Source organism: Kosakonia cowanii JCM 10956 = DSM 18146, assembly GCF_001975225.1.
Taxonomy (GTDB): Bacteria; Pseudomonadota; Gammaproteobacteria; order Enterobacterales; family Enterobacteriaceae; genus Kosakonia; species Kosakonia cowanii.
This window is the reverse complement of sequence record NZ_CP019445.1, coordinates 3,579,799-3,600,612: the sequence shown is the minus strand read 5'-3', so window position 1 is coordinate 3,600,612 and position 20,814 is coordinate 3,579,799. Positions and strand designations below refer to the sequence as shown.

Genomic DNA, 20,814 nt, shown 5'->3' with positions numbered 1-20,814 from the left:
TCGCACCACGTTTAAAACGAAAGAGGCGTTATGCTGGCTTGTTTACAAGCAGCAGCGCCTGTTTAATTTTGCTATTAAATAGATCAGCGTCTGAATTGAACATATTAATATCGGCATAAAAAACTAAATCTTTAATTATTTAGATAAGCTTTATTCTGGCTAAATTAAATATGTAGTGCGTCAAAATTATCTCGCTAATTAAACCCTTTTTATATGATATATTGTTTTGCACGCAACCTGTTTTAGTGCGTTTTATGGGTGTTTATACTGGATGTATTACTGTAAAAAGGTTAATTTACATTACTTAAGTAAAATCTAAGGCGCTTTAAGGCAAACCTGGCATTGCGCTAAATTAGCCGTGTCAAAGCGGATTGCGAGTGTTATAACGAGGCTACCGTTCTCCGGTGTTCTGGCGAGTCTCATTATGTTAAGAAATCTCAGTGTTCGTACCTTTATATTTTTTTACCTTCTGGTCTCTTTTGTTATCGTTGATGCGATAGTGATCGTGCTCTCAAAAAATATCCCATTAATTGCTGCGGTAAGTATCGTATCGATTATTTCGCTGGCATTAATATGGATATATTTAACGCAGTATCTGGTGACGCCAATTAATACGGTGAAGAGAAGTATTGAGGCGGTGACGGCAGGTAATCTGTCGATTGTTATTCCGGAGTTTGGTAATAACTGTGCTGGCCGTTTAATTCCCGGTATCAATAGCTTATCCGCCAGTATTGCCGTGCTGGTCAAAGAGATACGCCTCTCCTCTGATAATGCGCTCGGGCTTTCCGCCCAGCTCGCTTCACGCAGTGCCGATTTGTCGGTGAAAACGGAAGAGCAATCCGCAGCACTGGTGCAGACCGCCTCCAGCATGGAAGAGATGGCTTCCAGCACCAAAAACAACGCCGATAACACGCGGCTTGCCAGCACCCGCGCCAATGACGCCTCTTCCTGCGCTGAACGCGGCGGCCAGTTGATGGGGCAGGTGGCGAAGAATATGCAATCCATTACCGATTGCGCGGAGCAGATGCGCGAAATTATCTCCATTATTGATGGCATCGCTTTCCAGACCAATATTCTGGCGCTGAACGCCGCGGTGGAAGCGGCGCGCGCCGGCGATCACGGCAAAGGTTTCTCGGTGGTGGCGGGCGAAGTGCGCAGCCTTGCGCACCGTAGCGCCGAGGCGGCGAAGAACATTAAATCGCTGATTGCCGTCACGACCGATAACGTCACTCAGGGCGCGACAGTGGTGAGCGAAGCCGGGCAGAACATGCAGGAGATTGTCTCCGGTGCCAGCATTGTCAGTAAGCTGATGGATGAGATTGCCGTCTCCACGCTGCAGCAGGAGAAGGGTATTGCGCAAATCACCCTTGCGCTGGCGGAGCTGGAGCAGGTTACGCAAAGCAACGTATCGGTGGTTGATGAACTTGCCGGTTCGTCGGATCTACTGAAACATCGCGTTGAAGAGTTACAGCAGCGCACCAGTAAATTTAGCCTGGCTGATGAAAAGCCTGCGCCTGCGCGTCAACGCGATGCGCAGCCAGAGAAGCCGCGGGCTCCGCTTACGGCGGCGGTCGGTGGCGGCCAGGAGAACTACTGGCACTCGTTTTGATAGCGCCCTAGTGGATAAAAAGCCCGCATTGCGGGCTTTTTTTATGGCAATCCGTCGTAATTTGTTAGCAAATTCAGCGCCATGATTGCTTAACCTTGGCGCATGGCTAGACTGTCATCAACTAAGACTGAATGTGGAGGCGCAGTGGAAGCCATTAAAGGAGCCGACCTGCAGGTGCCGGACGCGGTTTACGCGTGGCAGCTGGACGGCAAAGGCGGCGTCAAACCGCTGGCAGCGGATGATGATATCACCGCCCAGACACCCTGCTGGGTGCACCTGAATTACACCAACCAGGAGAGCGCGCAGTGGCTTGAAACGACACCCGTCTTACCGAACAGCGTGCGTAACGCGCTGGCGGGCGAGAGTTTGCGGCCCAGAGTAAGCCGCATGGGCGAGGGGACACTGATTACGCTGCGCTGCATTAATGGCAGCACCGACGAACGCCCCGATCAGCTGGTCGCCGTGCGCGTGTATATGGACGAACGGATGATCGTCTCGACGCGCCAGCGGAAAGTGCTGGCGCTGGATGATGTCGTCAGCGAGCTGGAAGAGGGCAGCGGGCCAACGGACTGCGGCGGCTGGCTGGTGGATGTCTGCGATTCGCTCACCGACCACGCCAGCGAGTTTATCGAATCACTACACGACCGGATTATCGATCTCGAGGATGATCTGCTCGACCAGCAGGTTCCACCGCGCGGCATTCTGGCACTGCTACGTAAGCAGTTAATTGTGATGCGTCGTTATATGGCACCGCAGCGCGATGTCTTTGCGCGGCTGACCAGCGAACGTTTGCCATGGATGAGCGACGATCAGCGCCGCCGCATGCAGGATATCGCCGATCGCCTCGGACGCGGGCTGGATGAGATTGATGCCTGCATTGCGCGTACCGCCGTGATGACCGACGAGATCACCCAGGTGATGCAGGAGTCACTTGCGCGGCGCTCCTATACCATGTCGCTAATGGCGATGGTTTTTCTCCCCAGCACCTTTTTAACCGGGCTGTTTGGCGTCAACCTTGGCGGCATTCCCGGCGGCGGCTGGCACTTAAGTTTTGCCATCTTCTGCGCCGCGCTAGCGCTGCTGATCGGTGGTGTGACTTGGTGGCTGCATCGCAGTAAATGGCTGTAAAATTTAACTTTTTTAACATTAATTGAACATTAAAACGCCACTTAAGTTGAGCGAGGTCAATAAACGTCGCGGCTATTCAGGGCAATATTCACGTCGCAGGTGAATGCAACGTCAAGCGATGGGCGTTGCGCTCCATATTGTCTTACTTCCTTTTTTTGAATTACTGCATAGCACAATTGATTCGTACGATGCCGACTTAATCAGTCGGCTTTTTTTTTGCCTCTGCGCCATGAGCTTCTACCTTTAAAGTAACGACAATGCTGAAGTGGAGATCACCATGGCTACTCTGACGTTACGCAACGCGCTCTATTCACTGCCGCCCGACCCCGTGCCGAATGACCCGGTACCAATCCCGGACCCGATCCCAAAACCGCAGCCGTTGCCGGATCCGCCGCCGGATGAAGAGCCGATTAAGTTGTCGCGTTAAGCGGGCAGATCTGAGAGGATACGCGCCTGCTGAACCGAAGCCTTTTATCGCGAGACTCTATTTTGACCGCTTTTTCAACACTGAATATGCTGCCCGCCGCCCAGATCGATAACCTTAACGAACTGGGCTACCTCACCATGACCCCCGTGCAGGCTGCTGCGCTCCCCCTGATTCTGGCCGGAAAAGATGTCCGCGTGCAGGCAAAAACCGGCAGCGGTAAAACAGCGGCGTTTGGTCTTGGCGTATTGCAGCATATCGATAGCAGCCGTTTTCAGACCCAGTCGCTGATTTTATGCCCGACGCGCGAACTGGCGGATCAGGTCGCCAGTGAACTGCGCCGTCTGGCGCGCTCAATGCCGAATACCAAAATTTTGACGATCTGCGGCGGCCAGCCGTTTGGCGCACAGCGCGATTCGTTGCAGCATGCGCCGCACATCATCGTCGCCACGCCGGGCCGCCTGCTGGATCATCTGCAAAAAAGCACGGTTTCGCTGGAGAACCTGCAAACGCTGGTGATGGATGAAGCCGATCGCATGCTTGATATGGGCTTTAGCGACGCCATTGATGAGGTGATCCGCTTCGCCCCGGCGCAGCGCCAGACCTTACTCTTTTCCGCCACCTGGCCGGAGGCGATTGCTGCTATCAGCGGGCGCGTACAGCGCAACCCGGAAACGGTGGAGATCGATACCGTTGACGATCTGCCGGCTATCGAGCAGCAATTTTTTGAAGTCTCCCGCCACGGCAAAATCCCGCTGTTGCAAAAACTATTGAGCGTCCACCGCCCGGCCTCCTGTGTGGTCTTCTGTAACACTAAAAAAGATTGCCAGGAAGTGTGCGATGCGCTGAACGCCGCAGGCCAGGACGCGCTGGCGCTGCATGGCGATCTGGAGCAGCGTGACCGCGACCAGACGCTGGTGCGTTTTGCTAACGGCAGCGCCCGTGTACTGGTGGCGACCGATGTCGCCGCGCGCGGTCTGGATATCAAATCCCTTGAGCTGGTCGTCAATTATGAACTGGCATGGGATCCGGAAGTGCACGTTCACCGTATCGGGCGCACCGCGCGAGCCGGGAATCAGGGGCTGGCGATTAGCCTCTGCGCACCGGAAGAGGCGCAGCGGGCGAATATTCTCTCGGAGATGCTGCACCTGAAGCTGAACTGGCTTTCTGCGCCAGCCAATGTTGCCATTGCGCCGCTGGTGGCAGAGATGACGACGCTCTGCATTGATGGCGGTAAGAAAGCCAAAATGCGTCCGGGCGATGTGCTGGGGGCGTTAACGGGTGAGATGGGGCTGGATGGGGCCGATATCGGCAAGATCACCGTCCATCCGGCGCATGTTTATGTCGCAGTGCGACAGAGCGTGGCGCGCCAGGCGTGGAAGCAGCTACAAAACGGCAAAATCAAAGGCAAAGCCTGCCGCGTGCGCTTGTTGAAATAACGCCAGCGCCATTAAAAAAGCCTCTCAGTGAGTGACCTGAGAGGCTTTTTTTTACTTCACTTCAATCACATTCAGCCGTAGCGCATCGAACTGGGCATCATCCTCTTCCGGCTGCCAGCCAACTGGCTGCGTCGGGATCTCTTCGCGATCGAATGCCAGGTCGCCGCCGTTGACCACTTCCGAACCATGTTTGATCCCTTTGAAATCGAACAGGTTGATATCGCTCAGGTGCGACGGCACCACATTCTGCATCGCGCTGAACATGGTTTCGATACGGCCCGGATAGCGTTTATCCCAGTCGCGCAGCATATCGGCAATCACCTGGCGCTGCAGGTTAGGCTGCGAACCGCAGAGGTTGCACGGAATAATCGGGAAGCCTTTGGCTTCGGAGAAGCGCTCGATATCTTTCTCGCGGCAGTAGGCCAGCGGGCGGATAACAATGTGCTTGCCATCATCGCTCATCAGCTTCGGCGGCATGCCTTTCATCTTGCCGCCGTAAAACATATTGAGGAACAGCGTTTGCAGAATATCGTCGCGGTGGTGGCCGAGGGCAATTTTCGTCGCGCCCAGTTCGGTAGCGGTGCGGTAGAGAATGCCGCGGCGCAGGCGTGAACAGAGCGAGCAGGTGGTTTTACCTTCCGGGATCTTCTCTTTCACGATGCCGTAGGTGTTCTCTTCAACGATTTTGTACTCCACGCCCTGCGCTTCAAGGTACTCAGGCAGAATATGCTCCGGAAAACCGGGCTGTTTCTGATCGAGGTTGACCGCAATCAGCGAGAAGTTGACCGGCGCGCTCTGCTGCAGGTTGCGCAAGATCTCCAGCATGGTGTAGCTATCTTTGCCGCCGGAGAGGCAAACCATAATCCGGTCGCCTTCTTCAATCATATTGAAGTCGGCAATTGCCTCGCCGACATTGCGGCGCAGACGCTTCTGCAACTTGTTGAGGTTGTACTGTTCTTTTTTGCTAATTTCTTGATTTTGCGACATGAAAAAGGCTCAATTCGGTTTTTTTGCGCCAGCGGTCCATAAACCACAGGCAGAGATACGCGATTAGGGCGGGATTGTACCAATGATTTACGCCTAAGGCAGGTATTTATCACCTGGCAAGGGCGGCTCAGGCGATGCGCTTTTCCCTATATTTGCCTTTCACCACGCCATCATAAAAGCGGCCTTTCGACACGACGGTAAGAAAAAGGGTAAAAATGCGCTCAGGCACCTCGTGATATTGAAAGGTGCGCTTATCGTGAAAACGGATCTCCAGCGTGCGGCTTTGCGGATCATACCCCACAGAGGCAATTCGTGATGATGTAACAGGGTGATGACGCATGAAGATGTCCTTGCCGCCGGGTTGAGTGGTGATTATTAGCCAGCTTGCCGCCCGTTGTCATGCAAAACAGTGACATAAAAAAGCCGCCGGGCGTCAACCGGCGGCTTTTATATGCTTTGAGCGTTATTCAGCCGCGCTTTTTTCAGCTTTCCCGGCCAGTTGCGCAAGGAAGTCGTAGCGTTTTTGCAGATCTGCCGCTGCATCTTTCCACAACTGCTCAGCCACCTCCGGCTGCTGCGCATTCAGGCGTTTAAAGCGCTGCTCATTAAGCAACGTTTCTGCCAGCGCATCCGACGGTGGGCGGGAGTCGAGCGCCAGCGGGATTTTGCCTTCCGCTTCGCGACGCGGATCGTAGCGATAGAGCGGCCAGAAGCCGGTGGCGGTAAGCTGGCGCATCTGATCGTGGCTCAGCGCCAGATCGTAGCCATGCTCTTCGCAGGGGCTGTAGGCGATAATCAGCGACGGGCCGGGGTAAGCCTCCGCTTCCTGAATCGCTTTCACCGTCTGGTTAAGCTGCGCACCGAGGGAGATCTGCGCAACGTAAACATGACCATACATCATCATGCTGACGCCGAGATCTTTACGCGCTTTGCGCTTACCGTGCTCACCAAACTTGGTGACCGCACCGAGCGGCGTCGCCTTCGAGGCCTGCCCGCCGGTGTTGGAGTAACACTGGGTATCGAGCACCAGGATATTGACGTTCTCGGTCAGGCTCATCACATGATCCAGGCCGCCAAAGCCGATATCGTAGGCCCAGCCATCGCCGCCAATTAGCCAGATCGACTTCTCGACCAGCGCATCGGCATCGGTCAGCAGCTGTTGCGCGCCTTCCACATTGGCAAGGGCGCTACGCAGGACCGCCACCTGATCGCGGCGCACCTCCGGCGTGGCATCGGCCCGCAGGGCGGCAAGCAGATCGGCGGGCAGCGCGTCAGCAAACTGCTCTACCAGGCGCATAACGCGCTGGCGATGCTGGTCGACGCTCAGACGGAAGCCAAGCCCGAATTCGGCGTTATCTTCAAACAGCGAGTTGGCCCACGCCGGCCCGCGCCCGTTGGCATCGGTGGTATAGGGCGTTGAGGGCAGGTTGCCACCATAAATCGAGGAGCAGCCGGTGGCGTTAGCAATCATCATGCGGTCGCCATAGAGCTGGGTCAGCAGCTTGATATAGGGCGTTTCGCCACAGCCGGAGCAGGCACCCGAGTACTCAAACAGCGGCGAAATAAGCTGCGAGGTACGAATATCAATGCGCTCCAGCTGGCTGCGGTCAATCTCCGGCAGGTCGAGGAAGAAGTCATAATTGGCTTTCTCCTCTTCGACATGCTCAAGGCGCGACATCATATTGATCGCCTTAATTTCCGGGTCCTGGCGATCTTTCGCCGGGCAGACCTCAACGCAGAGGTTACAGCCGGTGCAATCTTCCGGTGCCACCTGCAGAACATATTTCTGACCGCGCATATCACGCGCTTTCACATCCAGCGAATGCAGGCTTGCCGGCGCATCCTCCATCGCCTGCGGCGGCACGACTTTGGCGCGGATCGCCGAGTGAGGGCAGGCGGCAACGCAGTGGTTACACTGGGTGCACAGCTCCTCTTTCCAGATCGGGATCGCTTCGGCAATATTGCGCTTCTCCCAGCGCGTGGTGCCGACCGGCCAGGTGCCATCCGGCGGCAGCGCAGAGACAGGCAGGGCGTCGCCAAGCCCGGCCAGCATCGCTGCCGTCACGGTTTTAACAAAGTCCGGCGCGCTGTCTGAGACCACCGGCGGGCGATGCGCGCTTTGGCTATCCACTTCCTGCAGCGGCACTTCAGCCAGCGATTCGCGCGCCAGCGCCAGTGCCTGCCAGTTGCGCTCAACCAACTCCTGGCCTTTGCTGCTGTAGCTTTTGGCAATCGCGCCCTGCAACGCCGTTAACGCACTGTCGCCCGGCAGGATGGCGGTGAGGTGGAAAAAGGCCATCTGCATCACGGTGTTAATGCGCGCGCCCAGCCCGCATTCGCGGGCAATTTTTGCCGCATTAACCACATAAAAACGGGCGTTTTTCTGCCTGAGCACCGCCTGCACTTCCTGCGGCAGACGCAACCACACCTCATCCGCGCTGTAAGGCGTGTTGAGCAGGAAAATACCGCCCGGTTTCAGGCGCTCTGCCATCTGATATTTGTCGATAAACTGCAACTGGTGACAGCCGACAAAATCGGCCTGCGATACCAGATAGGCCGAGTTGATCGGCCTTTCGCTGACGCGGAGATGAGAAACCGTCAGCCCGCCCGCTTTTTTGGAGTCATAGACAAAGTAGCCCTGCGCGTACCATGGCGTCGCGTTGCCAATGATCTTGATATTGTTCTTGGTCGCCGAGACGCTGCCATCGCTGCCGAGCCCATAAAAGAGCGCTTCCAGTTTGGCGTGCGTCGGCAGGGTATTTTCCGGCAGCGGCAGGGAGAGGTGAGTAACATCATCATAAATGCCGACGGTGAAGCGCGGTTTCGGTTTATCGGCACGCAGCTCATTAAAGACGGCCAGGACACACTCCGGCCCAAACTCTTTCGACGACAACCCATAGCGGCCGCCAATCACGCGCGGCAACGTTTCGCGCTCACCGCGATTAAAGGCTTCCGCAAGCGCGGTCATCACATCGAGATAGAGCGGCTCCGCCTGCGCGCCCGGCTCTTTGGTGCGATCCAGCACCGCCACACTGCGCACGCTCTGCGGCAGTACCGCCAGCAGATGCGCGGCGCTGAAGGGGCGATAGAGCCGCACTTTCAGCACGCCGACTTTCTCGCCGCGTGTCAGCAGCTCATCAATCACCTCTTCGCAGGTGCCAATCGCCGAGCCCATCAGCACGATCACCCGCTCCGCCTGCGGGTGACCATAATACTCAAAGGGTTTGTAGTGTCGACCCGTGGCGGCGGCAAAATCATCCATCGCCTGCTCAACATGGTCGTAAACGGCGTTGTACCACGGGTTTGTCGCTTCGCGGGACTGGAAATAGGTGTCCGGGTTCGCCGAGGTGCCGCGGATCACCGGGTGTTCCGGGTTGAGCGCTCGCGCACGATGCTGCTCAATCTCCTGCTCGGGCATCAGCGCGCGCAGGGTGTTGTCCGGGAGCGGCACGATCTTGTTTATCTCGTGCGAAGTGCGAAAACCATCAAAGAAGTGAATAAATGGCACACGGCTTTTCAGCGTCGCGATATGGGAGATAAGGGCAAAATCCTGCGCTTCCTGCACGCTGCTGGCGCAGAGCAGGGCGCAGCCGGTCTGGCGCACCGCCATCACATCGGAGTGGTCGCCAAAAATCGACAGCGCATGGGTGGCGACGGTTCGCGCGGCAACGTGCAGCACAAAGGGAGTTAACTGCCCGGCCAGCTTATAGAGGGTTGGGATCATCAGCAGCAAACCCTGCGATGAGGTAAACGACGTTGAGAGCGCCCCGGTCTGCAATGCCCCGTGCACGGCGGCAATCGCCCCCGCTTCTGACTGCATCTCTACCACGCGCGGCGTGTCGCCCCAGATATTTTTCAGGCCGTTGCCTGCCCAGGCATCTGCCTGTTCAGCCATCGTTGAACTGGGGGTAATCGGGTAGATGGCGATAACTTCACTGGTGCGGTACGCAACGGATGCGACTGCGCCATTACCGTCGATTGTGATCATAAGGCACCCTTACATTGCTCAAAAGAAGGGACGCGTTTTACGGCGACGAGTCCTGTAGTTGTGCTTTGATCTTAGCAAACGCCCCGCTGAACAATTTTCGCTTTTGTGTCCTGACTCATAACGTGAATCAATGAATTGAGCGGTTGCGTTGCGCATGAAGCAGGAAAAATCGCAAAAAAGTGTTTCACCGCGCCACAAAGATGAGTTTCAGCCCTCGACGTATTGCGGCAGGCTGCCTATGATGCTTGGGTTTCGCTTTTTTGATGGGGGAGAGAAAGAGATGCGTTCAGCATTATGGATCGGGTGTGCCGCACTGTTATTGTCAGCCTGCAGCAGTGAACCTGTACAGCAGGCAACCGCCGCGCACGTTGCGCCAGGGTTAAAAGCGGCGATGTCTAATAGTGGGCAGGCCAACTGTGCGATGATCGGCGGTTCAATGTCCGTCGCACGCCAGCTTGATGGGTCAATGACAGGGATGTGTGCACTGCCAAATGGCAAACGCTGCAGCGAGCAGTCGCTTGCCACCGGCAGTTGTGGAACTTACTGAGCGTTCGCGGCGCGGGTGTAAATCAGGGTCTGCGTCGCGGTGGTCAGCGTCAGCTGATTCCCCGTCAGATCAACCTGCGCGCCCTCGGCGAGCATCGCATTAATGGTGTGGTCCAGTTCGTTACGCTGCGCGTCCGGGCACATCATCATCGTCATCGCCAGATGCTTCACGGTTAAGGCACCTTCAGAGAGTTTGCCCTGACCGGTAAAACCGTTACACATTTTGCCGGATACGCGCAGATCTTTATCAAAGCGGATCTCGGGTTTCGGCTCGTCTGGCGCAATGCCTTTGCCATTAAATGTAGTCAATACAAAGCGCTGATTTTCCAGTTGTTCTGGTTTCAGCTGTACGGCGCGGGAACTGACGCAGCCAGCAAGCACTGCGCTCAACGCGACCAAAGCGATCAATTTTTTCATCTTTTCCTCTGGGTTCGTTCCATCAAAACGGTGGGAATTGTACCCGGTCGAACAGCCGTGTCACCGGGGTTACTCTTAAAACGCTCCCCGGCGATGGGGAGCGGGTCTCATGTCAGCGCGTTCGGGCAGCTTTCGCCCTCATGCAACTGACGCAAGTTTTCCAGCGTTGTTTCCGAAATACTGGTCAACGCTTCGGCGGTCAAAAAGGCCTGATGACCGGTAAACAGCACGTTGTGGCAGGCGGATAACCGGCGGAACACGTCATCCTGAATCACATCATTGGATTTATCTTCAAAGAAGAGATCGCGCTCATTCTCATACACGTCCATTCCCAGCGCGCCAATCTTCTGCGTTTTTAATGCTTCGATCGCGGCCTGGGAATCCACCAGCCCGCCGCGGCTGGTGTTAATGATCATCACACCGTTTTTCATCTGCTCAAATGCGGTCTGGTTGAGCAGGTGGAAGTTCTCCGGCGTCAGCGGGCAGTGCAGGGAGATGACGTCCGACTGCGAAAAGAGTGTTTGCAGATCGACATACTCGACGCCCATATCCAGCGCCGCTGCGCTCGGGTAGGGATCAAACGCCAGCAGACGCATACCGAAACCTTTCAGAATACGCAGCGCGGCAACGCCGATTTTCCCGGTGCCGATCACGCCCGCGGTTTTTCCGTACATAGTGAAACCGGTCAGACCCTCAAGGGAGAAGTTGGCATCGCGGGTGCGTTGATACGCACGGTGAATGCGACGGTTAAGGGTCATCATCATGCCGATAGCATGCTCGGCCACCGCTTCCGGCGAGTAGGCCGGGACGCGCACGACGCTCAGCCCCAGCTCTTTAGCCGCGTCCAGATCGACGTTGTTAAAGCCGGCGCAGCGCAGGGCGATAAACTTCACGCCGAGCTTCTTCAGCTCTTCCAGCACCGGGCGGCTGCCGTCGTCATTGACGAAAATACAGACACCTTCGCAGCCATTGGCGGTTTTGGCGGTCTTTTCCGTCAGGAGAAAGTCGAAAAATTCAAGATCGTAGCCATAGTGCTCGTTTACCTGCTGCAAATACTTTTTATCGTATTGTTTTGTGCTGTATATCGCGAGTTTCATAAGACTTTTCTCCAATGATTTTCTGCCTCTATTATCACGTTTTAAAATTATTAAGTAAATGCTCAAATATTGTTTAGAGACAGAGGCGAGGTAAATGCTTCCAGATTGAGTATATGTCTATCCCGCGAACAGAGATCGGCGGCTCATCGGTTGAACGCCCATTAGGGGTAAACGCAGCGGCCAGTCTATGATTAACGAGGCGTGTGCGTTCAATATCGCGCCGCGACGTGGCACAATAGACGCCAGTTTCGCCTCAATTAGATGCAAAATCAGGATATTAGCCGCCCATGAAGGGTAAATACAAGGCCGCCATCGCACTGGCACTACTGTTTATACTGCTGCCGCTCACGCTGCTGCTGACGCTGGCGCAGTGGGTGCCAACGCTGGTCGGCATCTGGTTGCCCGCCGGCACACGCATCGCCATGAGCGACAGCCCGCGCCTCACCTTCCGCTCCCTGCATATACCCGATTTACGCTACATCGCCGGTGACTGTACGCTCGCTGAGCTCAGCAATGCCCGGCTGACCCATCCCAGCCGCTGGCAGCTGCATATCGATACGCTGGTGATTAACACCGCCTGCCTGAATAAACTCGCCAAAAATGAGGAAGAGAGTAGCGCGCCGCGTTCGCTGGCGCAGTGGCAGTCGCTGCTGCCTTACAGCTGGGTAACCGTCGATCGCCTGACGGTGTCGCCGTGGAAAACGTGGCAGGGCAAACTTTCGCTGGCACTGACGCCGCAGGTTCAGGCGCTCACTTATCAGGGTGAACGCGTCGAACTCAATGCGCGCCTGCAGGGCCAGAAGCTGAACGTCAATCGCATGGCGCTAAAGCTGTTTAGCGATCAGCCGCCATTTACCCTTGGCGGCGACTTTACGCTGCCTAACGATCCGGCGGGCATCCCGGTGAACGGCCATATGGAGAGCACCTTAACGCTGCCGCAGCAGCCGCACACTCTCGATGTCGATCTCGACTGGCGCGATAACCAGGGGCAACTGATTGTAATGGCGCGTGGCGAAGGGGAGCCGCTGCTGGATCTCCCCTGGCAGATGAGCGAAGAGCGCTTCACCATCAGCGACGGGCGCTGGAACTGGCCCTATCAGGGCTTTCCGTTAAGCGGCCGCGTCGGCGTGAACATCGACAACTGGCAAGATGGTCTTGAAAATGCACGTATCAGCGGCCGGTTAAATGTCTTAACTCAGGGCGATGCTGGCAAAGGTAACGCCGTGCTCAACTTCGGGCCGGGACGCCTCAGCCCCGGCAACAGCGATATGCCGTTGCAGCTGACCGGTGAGGCGAAGCAGGGCGATTTGATCTTCTACGCCGTGCTCCCCGGCCGTCTCAGCGGTAGCCTTGAGGATCCGCACCTGGCCTTCAGCCCTGGCGCGCTGCTGCGCTCACGAGGGCGCATTATTGATTCGCTAAATATTGATGAGGTGCGCTGGCCGCTGGCGGGCGTTAAGCTGACGCAGCACGGTATCGACGGGCGCTTGCAGGCCATTCTGCGCGCCCATGAGAATGCGCTCGGCGACTTCACCCTCCATCTTGACGGCCGGGCGGAGGATTTCCTGCCGGATAATGGATTGTGGCGCTGGCGTTACTGGGGCGATGGTCATTTCACGCCGATGCACGCTCGCTGGGATGTTGCCGGGCGGGGAGAGTGGCGCGACGAGGCGATCACCTTAACGGAACTCTCTACCGGCTTCGATCAGCTGCAGTATGGTGCCATGCAGATGAGTAAGCCGAGGCTGGTGCTGGATAAACCGGTGCGCTGGCTGCGTAATGCGGCTAAACCGCGCTTTACCGGCGCTCTGACGTTGGATGCGGGCAAAACCACCTTCAGCAGCGGCAGCGTTTTACCGCCCTCAACCCTGCATTTCAGCGTTGACGGCCCGGAGCCGACACGCTTCCAGTTCAAAGGCGCGCTGAATGCCGAAGCGATTGGCCCGGTGCAGGTGAATGGTCGCTGGGACGGTGAGCGCCTGCGCGGCCAGGCGTGGTGGCCACAGCAATCCCTGACCGTGTTCCAGCCGCTTGTGCCGCCGGAGTGGAAAATGAATCTGCTCGATGGCTCGCTCTACGCGCAGGTCGCCTTTTCCGCCGCAGCCGATCAGGGGTTTGAAGCGGGCGGCCACGGCGTGCTGAAAAATGGCAGCGTCTGGACGCCGGATAACGAGATCCACGGTGTCGACTTTGTGCTGTCGTTCCGCTACCGCGATGCTAGCTGGCAACTGGGCACGCGCCACCCGGTGTCGCTGCGCATCGGTGAGGTGGTCAATCAGGTGACGGCAAAAAATATCACCGCCGATTTACAGGGGACGTGGCCCTACAGCGAGCAAGATCCGCTGACCCTCAGCGATGTCAGCGTCGATGTGCTGGGTGGCAAAGTGACGCTGCAACAGCTCCGCCTGCCGCAGCACGACGCGGCGCTGCTGCGCCTGAAGCATATTGAAGCGAGTGAAGTGATAAGCGCGGTGAATCCGAAGCAGTTCGCGCTCTCCGGCCCCGTTGACGGCGCGCTGCCGCTGTGGCTCGATAACCCACGCTGGATCATCAAAGATGGCTGGCTGCATAACCCGGGGCCGATGACGCTGCGGCTCGATAAAAACACCGCCGACGCTATCGTCAACGACCATATGGCGGCGGGCGCGGCGATTAACTGGCTGCGCTATATGGAAATTTCGCGCTCGTGGACGAAGATTGATGTCGATAATCTGGGGCAGTTAACCCTGCGCGCGAAACTCTCCGGCACCAGTTATGCCGAAGGGAAAAGCGGGCGTGTTAATCTCAACTACACCCATCAGGAAAATCTGTTCACGCTATGGCGCAGTCTGCGTTTTGCTGACAACTTACAGTCATGGCTTGAGCAACATGCGGCGCTGCCCGAAACGCGCTGCAAAAAGGGCACGTCGTGCGAGGAAAAGAGATGAGAACCCTGAAAATCGTGCCAGGCCTGCTGGCGGTAACGCTGCTGGCTGGCTGTACGCCGCGAATTGAAGTGGCGGCACCAAAAGAGCCGATCACCATCAACATGAACGTCAAAATTGAGCATGAGATCCATATCAAGGTCGATAAAGATGTGGAGAGCCTGCTGAAATCCCGAAGCGATCTCTTCTGAGGCGATGATGAAAAAACGAGTCATAGGAGCACTGCTCGCGCTAAGCCTGGTCAGCGGCATCGCTCAGGCGCTCACGCTGGATGAGGCGCGCAGCCAGGGCCGCGTCGGCGAAACGCTGAACGGCTATCTCGCACCGCTGCGTCAGGATCGCGAGACGCTGGCGCTGGTTGAACGCATCAATAAAGCGCGTACCGAGAGCTACCAGCAGTTGGCAGACCGCAACAATATTCCGGTGGATGATGTCGCCAATATGGCGGGGCAGAAACTGGTCGCGCGGGCAAAGCCGGGTGAGTATGTGCGCGGCATTAACGGTAAGTGGCTACGTAAACCGGGCGAACAGGGCCAGTGAAACCTCTGAAAAGCGCGCAGATGAATAGCGCTTTTCACTACCATCAAAGGGTGCTCTTACCCGGAGATGATGCCCATGTACGCTTATAAAAAACCGGCACAGCCGACGACGCCTTCCGCTCGGCAAGAGCCGGAAGAGGAGGCGCCCGCCAGAAAACACTCTGTGCTACGCCGGGCATTTGAAAGAATTATCTCTCCCTTTAGACGTCGTTCATCTCAGGCAAAGAGCGGAGCAGGATCTGACGCACATGAACGCTATCGTAAAACGGAAAACCTGATCGCCACGGGCTCCATTGGCAGCGTCTATCACTATGATGATGAGTACGTGATGAAGGATTACAGCGGTATCGTCGATCCCGATCGCAAAGGGCGTTTGCGTAGCGCAATGAACAATGCGGCGGCGTTTAATCGTCTTTACGGCGCAGGCAGTGCAAACGTAATGATGAGAAAGACGGCCAATCCTCTGCAGAAAGCGGTCTCGGTAAAACTCAGGAGAATCAGCGGAGCGTCGCTGGCGGACATTCTGGCGCAGGGGAATATCGGGCTTGCAGAAAAAGCTGTCGCCAGATATGCAAAAGGGGATGTTGCCACGCAGTTAGCGAAAAAACTTGAACTCGCCGGGGTCGATCACAATGACATTAATCTCGGCAATATTCTCTACGATCCGCAAACAGACAGCTTTAGCCTGATCGATTTTGACGACTCACATCTCAACCCGCCTGGCGTGCCGCTCAATGAGTTTATGGTGGAGGAGTTGGTACGCAAGATTAACTACTACTTCAGAACCTTTACGCGCGAAGTGAATGCGCTAAAACAGGCTTAATACCTCTCTTCCACTGGGGGAAGAGAGGTATAAGGCTTACGCGACGACGATGCTGTCGATCGCCGCTTTCGCGTCTTCCTGCGCTTTTGCCGCCACTTCCGGACCGTAGGCGATGCCTTCAGCAAACACGAAGTTAACGTCGGTGATGCCGATAAAGCCGAGGAACAGCGTCAGGTAGGGAGCAACCAGGTCAGACGGGGTATCTTTATGAATACCGCCACGGCTGGAGACGATCACCGCACGTTTGCCAGTAACCAGACCTTCCGGACCGTTTTCGGTGTAACGGAACGTCACGCCAGCACGCGCCACCAGGTCAAAGTAGTTTTTCAGCTGCGTCGGGATGTTGAAGTTGTACATCGGGGCGTTGATCACAATCACATCATGCGCCTGCAGTTCAGCAATCAGCTCGTCAGAGAGTGACAGTGCTTCCTGCTGACGCGGTGTCAGCGGCGCATCGCTCGGGCGCAGCGCGCCAACTAATTCACCGTCCAGCACCGGAATCGGGTTTGCAGCCAGATCGCGCACGGTGATCTCGTCATCAGCGTGCTTTGCGCGCCACTGTTCAACGAAGTAGTCAGAGAGCTGCGAAGATTGAGAATACCCTGCCAGAATGCTGGATTTAAGAACTAATACTTTACCCATTGGGTTGTTTCCTTTGTTGTATTTACGCTGGGTTGCCCCGTGAATTCGTCACACTCTATTCACAATCCGCAATCATGAATAGCGCAATATATCGAAGCCCATGTTCGAATTTCTTGAACAAGAAAAGGGATGTTGCGATGTGCTATTCTACGCACATTGCAAACTGATCCAGTTTCCCGGCAGTGCTCTGCCCGATAAATCTATGACTGAACAACAAAAATTGACTATTAACGATCTCTACGCGCAGCTCGACACGCTGATGCTGCGCGATAAACAGCGCTTCGCCCGCCGTCTGCAGGGCAGCAAGAAAGTTAAAAATCCTGAATCTCACCAGGCCTTGTTACAACAGATCGCCGAAGAAGCAGCACAGGCGGCAGCGAAAGTGGCGCAGCGCGAAGCGTCTCGCCCGGTTATCGACTACCCGGAAAATCTGCCGGTCAGCCAGAAGAAACAGGCGATCCTCGAAGCGGTACGCGATAACCAGGTGGTGATTGTCGCCGGTGAAACCGGCTCCGGTAAAACCACACAGCTGCCGAAAATCTGTATGGAGCTGGGGCGCGGAATCAAAGGGCTGATTGGTCATACCCAGCCGCGCCGTCTTGCTGCACGTACCGTGGCGAACCGTATTGCTGAAGAGCTGAAGACCGAGCCGGGCGGCTGCGTTGGTTATAAAGTCCGCTTTAACGATCACGTTAGCGACAACACCCTCGTTAAGCTAATGACGGACGGCATCCTGCTGGCAGAGATTCAGCAGGATCGGCTGCTGATGCAGTACGACACCATCATTATCGATGAGGCGCACGAACGCAGCCTCAACATCGATTTTCTGCTCGGCTACCTGCGCGAGCTGCTGCCGCGCCGCCCGGATCTGAAAATCATCATCACCTCGGCGACCATCGATCCTGAGCGCTTCTCGCGCCATTTCAACAATGCGCCGATTATTGAAGTCTCCGGGCGCACCTATCCGGTGGAAGTGCGCTATCGCCCGATTGTTGAAGAAGCCGATGATACCGAGCGCGACCAGCTCCAGGCGATTTTCGATGCCGTAGATGAGCTGGGCCGTGAAAGCGCCGGCGACATTCTGATCTTTATGAGTGGCGAGCGCGAAATCCGTGATACGGCAGATGCGTTAAATAAACGCGATCTGCGCCATACAGAAGTTTTGCCGCTCTATGCGCGGCTCTCTAACAGCGAGCAGAACCGCGTCTTCCAGCCGCACAGCGGGCGGCGCATTGTGCTGGCAACCAACGTGGCGGAAACCTCGCTCACCGTGCCCGGCATTAAGTATGTGATTGATCCGGGTACCGCGCGCATCAGCCGCTACAGCTACCGCACCAAAGTGCAGCGTCTGCCGATTGAGCCGGTGTCGCAGGCCTCTGCCAACCAGCGTAAAGGGCGCTGTGGCCGTGTGTCGGAAGGGATCTGTATTCGTCTCTATTCGGAAGATGATTTCCTCTCGCGCCCGGAGTTTACCGACCCGGAGATCCTGCGTACCAACCTTGCGTCGGTCATTTTGCAGATGACCGCGCTGGGGCTGGGCGATATCGCCGCTTTTCCGTTTGTTGAAGCGCCGGATAAACGCAATATTCAGGATGGCGTGCGCCTGCTGGAAGAGCTTGGCGCAATCGCCACCGATGAGCAGCAGACCGCCTATAAACTGACGCCGCTCGGCCGCCAGTTGTCGCAACTGCCTGTCGACCCGCGCCTGGCGCGTATGGTGCTGGAAGCGCAGAAACATGGCTGCGTGCGCGAAGCGATGATCATCACCTCGGCGCTGTCGATTCAGGATCCGCGCGAGCGGCCAATGGATAAGAAACAGGCCTCGGATGAAAAGCATCAGCGCTTCCACGACAAAGAGTCCGATTTCCTCGCCTTTGTGAACCTGTGGAACTACCTCGGCGAGCAGCAGAAAGCGCTCTCCTCGAACCAGTTCCGCCGCCAGTGCCGCGTCGATTACCTCAACTACCTGCGCGTGCGCGAATGGCAGGATATCTACACCCAGCTGCGCCAGGTGGTGAAAGAGCTGGGGATCCCGGTGAACAGCGAACCGGCAGAGTACCGCGAAATTCATATTGCGCTGCTTACCGGGCTGCTGTCGCATATCGGCATGAAAGATGCCGATATGCAGGAGTTTACCGGCGCGCGCAACGCCCGTTTCTCCATCTTCCCTGGCTCCGGTTTGTTCAAAAAGCCGCCGAAGTGGACGATGGTGGCTGAACTGGTAGAAACCAGCCGCCTGTGGGGGCGCATTGCTGCGCGCATCGATCCCGAGTGGGTCGAACCGGTTGCGCAGCATCTGATTAAACGCTCCTGGAGCGAACCGCACTGGGAGCGCTCGCAGGGCGCGGTGATGGCGATGGAGAAAGTGACGCTTTACGGTCTGCCGATTGTCGCCGCGCGTAAGGTCAACTACAGCCAGATCGATCCGGCGCTGTGTCGCGAACTCTTTATTCGCCACGCGCTGGTGGAAGGGGACTGGCAAACCCGCCACGCCTTCTTCCGCGACAACCTTAAGCTGCGCGCCGAAGTGGAAGAGCTGGAGCATAAATCCCGCCGTCGCGACATTCTGGTGGATGATGAGACGCTGTTTGAGTTTTACGATCAGCGCATCAGCCATGAGGTGATCTCCGCCCGCCACTTCGACAGCTGGTGGAAGAAGGCGAGCCGTGAAACGCCGGATCTGCTCAACTTTGAAAAGAGCATGCTGATCAAAGAGGGCGCGGACAATGTCAGCAAGCTTGATTACCCGAACTTCTGGCATCAGGGCAACCTCAAGCTGCGCCTGAGCTATCAGTTTGAGCCGGGCGCGGATGCCGACGGCGTGACGGTACATATTCCGCTGCCGCTGCTCAACCAGGTGGAGGAGAGCGGTTTCGAGTGGCAGATCCCCGGCCTGCGCCGCGAGCTGGTGATTGCGCTGATCAAATCGTTGCCGAAACCGACGCGCCGCAACTTCGTCCCCGCGCCGAATTATGCCGAAGCGTTTTTAGGCCGCGTAACACCGCTGGAGATACCGCTGCTCGACGCGCTGGAGCGCGAGCTGCGCCGCATGACCGGCGTAACCGTTGACCGCGACGACTGGCACTGGGATCAGGTGCCCGATCACCTGAAAATCACCTTCCGCGTGGTGGATGACAAGAATAAGAAGCTGCTCGAAGGCCGCTCCCTGAGCGAGCTGAAAGAGCAGTTGAAGGGCAAAGTGCAGGAGACGCTCTCGGCGGTGGCCGATGACGGCATCGAGCAGAGCGGGCTGCATATCTGGAGTTTTGGTCAGCTGCCGGAGAGCTACGAGCAGAAGCGCGGCAGCTACAAAGTGAAGGCCTGGCCAGCGCTGGTTGATGAGCGCGACAGCGTGGCAATTAAGCTGTTCGATAACCCGCAGGAGCAGCAGAATGCAATGTGGGCTGGTATTCGCCGCCTGCTGCTGCTCAACATTCCGTCGCCGATTAAGTATCTGCATGAGAAGCTGCCGAACAAAGCCAAGCTGGGGCTCTACTTCAACCCCTACGGAAAAGTGCTGGAGCTGATTGACGACTGCATCGCCTGCGGTATCGATAAACTGATCGATGAAGCGGGCGGCCTGGTGTGGACGGAGGAGGGTTTTGCCGCGCTGCATGAGAAAGTGCGCGCTGAACTCAACGACACGGTGGTGGAGATCGCCAAACAGGTCGAGCAGATCCTGACGGCGGTGTTCAATATCAACAAGCGTCTGAAAGGGCGGGTTGATATGACCATGGCGCTGGGGTTATCGGATATCAAAGCGCAGATGAACGGGCTGGTGTATCGCGGTTTCGTCACCGGTAACGGCTTCCGCCGCCTGGGCGATACGCTGCGTTATCTGCAGGCGATTGAAAAGCGGCTGGAGAAGCTGGCGGTCGATCCGCACCGCGATCGCGCGCAAATGCTGAAAGTGGAGCAGGTGCAGCAAGCCTGGCAGCAGTGGCTCAACAAGCTGCCGCCTGCGCGCCGTGACGATGAAGAGGTGAAGGCGGTTCGCTGGATGATCGAGGAGCTGCGCGTCAGCTTCTTCGCCCAACAGCTCGGCACGCCGTACCCCATCTCCGACAAACGCATTCTGCAGGCGATGGAGCAGATTAGCGCCTAATGCCTTTGTAGGCCGGACACGCGATGGGTTTGTAGGCCGGATAAGGCACCAGCCGCCATCCGGCAGTTAACCACGGCTTAGCAAACGGAACAGTTCGCCATCCGCGCAGGATCGCCGGATGGCGCTATGCTTATCCGGCCTACGGT

Annotated in this window: 16 protein-coding genes; 10 read left to right on the top strand and 6 right to left on the bottom strand. The window is 56.7% G+C overall.

Annotated elements, in window-relative coordinates:
* Positions 1–424 precede the first annotated feature (424 nt).
* From BWI95_RS16920 to dbpA, 4 genes are all read left to right on the top strand, one after another.
* Positions 425–1,609: a methyl-accepting chemotaxis protein gene (locus tag BWI95_RS16920; RefSeq protein ID WP_076769890.1), complete on the top strand. Its 1,185-nt coding sequence runs from the start codon at positions 425–427 to the stop codon at positions 1,607–1,609.
* A gap of 144 nt (positions 1,610–1,753) precedes the next feature.
* Complete coding sequence (gene zntB / locus BWI95_RS16915; protein WP_054803768.1) at positions 1,754–2,737, top strand: zinc transporter ZntB; 984 nt, start codon at positions 1,754–1,756, stop codon at positions 2,735–2,737.
* A 277-nt stretch (positions 2,738–3,014) separates the two neighbouring features.
* A complete protein-coding gene (gene ynaL / locus BWI95_RS23540; protein WP_164896942.1) occupies positions 3,015–3,164 on the top strand; it encodes a proline-rich small protein YnaL in 150 nt (49 codons plus the stop codon).
* Positions 3,165–3,226: 62 nt separating this feature from the next.
* Positions 3,227–4,600, top strand: a complete 1,374-nt coding sequence (dbpA, locus tag BWI95_RS16910) for an ATP-dependent RNA helicase DbpA (RefSeq protein WP_076769889.1) — start codon at positions 3,227–3,229, stop codon at positions 4,598–4,600.
* A gap of 51 nt (positions 4,601–4,651) precedes the next feature.
* Here dbpA and ttcA read toward each other — a convergent pair whose 3' ends face one another.
* From ttcA to nifJ, 3 genes are all read right to left on the bottom strand, one after another.
* The gene (gene ttcA / locus BWI95_RS16905; protein WP_076769888.1) at positions 4,652–5,587 is read right to left on the bottom strand and encodes a tRNA 2-thiocytidine(32) synthetase TtcA; all 936 of its coding nucleotides are present in this window, start codon (positions 5,585–5,587) and stop codon (positions 4,652–4,654) included.
* A 127-nt stretch (positions 5,588–5,714) separates the two neighbouring features.
* On the bottom strand, positions 5,715–5,927 hold the full coding sequence (locus tag BWI95_RS16900) for a KTSC domain-containing protein (RefSeq protein WP_054803766.1): 213 nt from the start codon (positions 5,925–5,927) through the stop codon (positions 5,715–5,717).
* A 123-nt stretch (positions 5,928–6,050) separates the two neighbouring features.
* On the bottom strand, positions 6,051–9,575 hold the full coding sequence (gene nifJ, locus BWI95_RS16895; protein WP_076769887.1) for a pyruvate:ferredoxin (flavodoxin) oxidoreductase: 3,525 nt from the start codon (positions 9,573–9,575) through the stop codon (positions 6,051–6,053).
* 280 nt (positions 9,576–9,855) lie between these two features.
* On the opposite strand from nifJ, the gene BWI95_RS16890 reads away from it, so the two are divergent.
* On the top strand, positions 9,856–10,122 hold the full coding sequence (locus BWI95_RS16890; protein ID WP_076770329.1) for a putative hemolysin: 267 nt from the start codon (positions 9,856–9,858) through the stop codon (positions 10,120–10,122).
* Here BWI95_RS16890 and hslJ read toward each other — a convergent pair.
* Positions 10,116–10,538 (bottom strand): heat shock protein HslJ, encoded by a 423-nt coding sequence (hslJ, locus tag BWI95_RS16885; protein ID WP_054803765.1) that lies wholly within the window; start codon positions 10,536–10,538, stop codon positions 10,116–10,118. The genes BWI95_RS16890 and hslJ overlap by 7 nt on opposite strands.
* A 107-nt stretch (positions 10,539–10,645) precedes the next feature.
* Positions 10,646–11,635, bottom strand: coding sequence for a 2-hydroxyacid dehydrogenase (locus BWI95_RS16880; protein ID WP_076769886.1), 990 nt, complete (start codon positions 11,633–11,635; stop codon positions 10,646–10,648).
* A 287-nt stretch (positions 11,636–11,922) separates the two neighbouring features.
* Here BWI95_RS16880 and BWI95_RS16875 point away from each other — a divergent pair, with 287 nt between their 5' ends.
* The 4 genes from BWI95_RS16875 to BWI95_RS16860 all read left to right on the top strand — a co-directional run bounded on the left by BWI95_RS16875 (position 11,923) and on the right by BWI95_RS16860 (position 15,921).
* Positions 11,923–14,562: a YdbH family protein gene (locus BWI95_RS16875; protein WP_076769885.1), complete on the top strand. Its 2,640-nt coding sequence runs from the start codon at positions 11,923–11,925 to the stop codon at positions 14,560–14,562.
* Positions 14,559–14,750 (top strand): YnbE family lipoprotein, encoded by a 192-nt coding sequence (locus tag BWI95_RS16870; RefSeq protein ID WP_054803764.1) that lies wholly within the window; start codon positions 14,559–14,561, stop codon positions 14,748–14,750. The genes BWI95_RS16875 and BWI95_RS16870 overlap by 4 nt, the downstream gene beginning before the upstream one ends.
* Positions 14,751–14,757: 7 nt before the next feature.
* On the top strand, positions 14,758–15,099 hold the full coding sequence (locus BWI95_RS16865; RefSeq protein ID WP_054803763.1) for a YdbL family probable chaperone protein: 342 nt from the start codon (positions 14,758–14,760) through the stop codon (positions 15,097–15,099).
* 75 nt (positions 15,100–15,174) lie between these two features.
* Positions 15,175–15,921 (top strand): OspG family effector kinase, encoded by a 747-nt coding sequence (locus BWI95_RS16860; RefSeq protein ID WP_076769884.1) that lies wholly within the window; start codon positions 15,175–15,177, stop codon positions 15,919–15,921.
* 36 nt (positions 15,922–15,957) lie between these two features.
* Here BWI95_RS16860 and azoR read toward each other — a convergent pair whose 3' ends face one another.
* A complete protein-coding gene (gene azoR / locus BWI95_RS16855) occupies positions 15,958–16,563 on the bottom strand; it encodes an FMN-dependent NADH-azoreductase (RefSeq protein ID WP_042711570.1) in 606 nt (201 codons plus the stop codon).
* A gap of 202 nt (positions 16,564–16,765) precedes the next feature.
* Here azoR and hrpA point away from each other — a divergent pair, with 202 nt between their 5' ends.
* Positions 16,766–20,668: an ATP-dependent RNA helicase HrpA gene (gene hrpA / locus BWI95_RS16850; protein ID WP_076770328.1), complete on the top strand. Its 3,903-nt coding sequence runs from the start codon at positions 16,766–16,768 to the stop codon at positions 20,666–20,668.
* Positions 20,669–20,814 lie beyond the last annotated feature (146 nt).

What these genes read in the sequence shown, in the direction of transcription:
- BWI95_RS16920 (WP_076769890.1), top strand. Translation starts at nt 425, where the DNA reads ATGTTAAGAAATCTCAGTGTTCGTACCTTTATATTTTTTTACCTTCTG.
- ynaL (WP_164896942.1), top strand. Translation starts at nt 3,015, where the DNA reads ATGGCTACTCTGACGTTACGCAACGCGCTCTATTCACTGCCGCCCGAC.
- ttcA (WP_076769888.1), bottom strand. Translation starts at nt 5,587, where the DNA reads ATGTCGCAAAATCAAGAAATTAGCAAAAAAGAACAGTACAACCTCAAC.
- BWI95_RS16900 (WP_054803766.1), bottom strand. Translation starts at nt 5,927, where the DNA reads ATGCGTCATCACCCTGTTACATCATCACGAATTGCCTCTGTGGGGTAT.
- nifJ (WP_076769887.1), bottom strand. Translation starts at nt 9,575, where the DNA reads ATGATCACAATCGACGGTAATGGCGCAGTCGCATCCGTTGCGTACCGC.
- BWI95_RS16890 (WP_076770329.1), top strand. Translation starts at nt 9,856, where the DNA reads ATGCGTTCAGCATTATGGATCGGGTGTGCCGCACTGTTATTGTCAGCC.
- hslJ (WP_054803765.1), bottom strand. Translation starts at nt 10,538, where the DNA reads ATGAAAAAATTGATCGCTTTGGTCGCGTTGAGCGCAGTGCTTGCTGGC.
- BWI95_RS16880 (WP_076769886.1), bottom strand. Translation starts at nt 11,635, where the DNA reads ATGAAACTCGCGATATACAGCACAAAACAATACGATAAAAAGTATTTG.
- BWI95_RS16875 (WP_076769885.1), top strand. Translation starts at nt 11,923, where the DNA reads ATGAAGGGTAAATACAAGGCCGCCATCGCACTGGCACTACTGTTTATA.
- BWI95_RS16870 (WP_054803764.1), top strand. Translation starts at nt 14,559, where the DNA reads ATGAGAACCCTGAAAATCGTGCCAGGCCTGCTGGCGGTAACGCTGCTG.
- BWI95_RS16865 (WP_054803763.1), top strand. Translation starts at nt 14,758, where the DNA reads ATGAAAAAACGAGTCATAGGAGCACTGCTCGCGCTAAGCCTGGTCAGC.
- BWI95_RS16860 (WP_076769884.1), top strand. Translation starts at nt 15,175, where the DNA reads ATGTACGCTTATAAAAAACCGGCACAGCCGACGACGCCTTCCGCTCGG.
- azoR (WP_042711570.1), bottom strand. Translation starts at nt 16,563, where the DNA reads ATGGGTAAAGTATTAGTTCTTAAATCCAGCATTCTGGCAGGGTATTCT.
- hrpA (WP_076770328.1), top strand. Translation starts at nt 16,766, where the DNA reads ATGACTGAACAACAAAAATTGACTATTAACGATCTCTACGCGCAGCTC.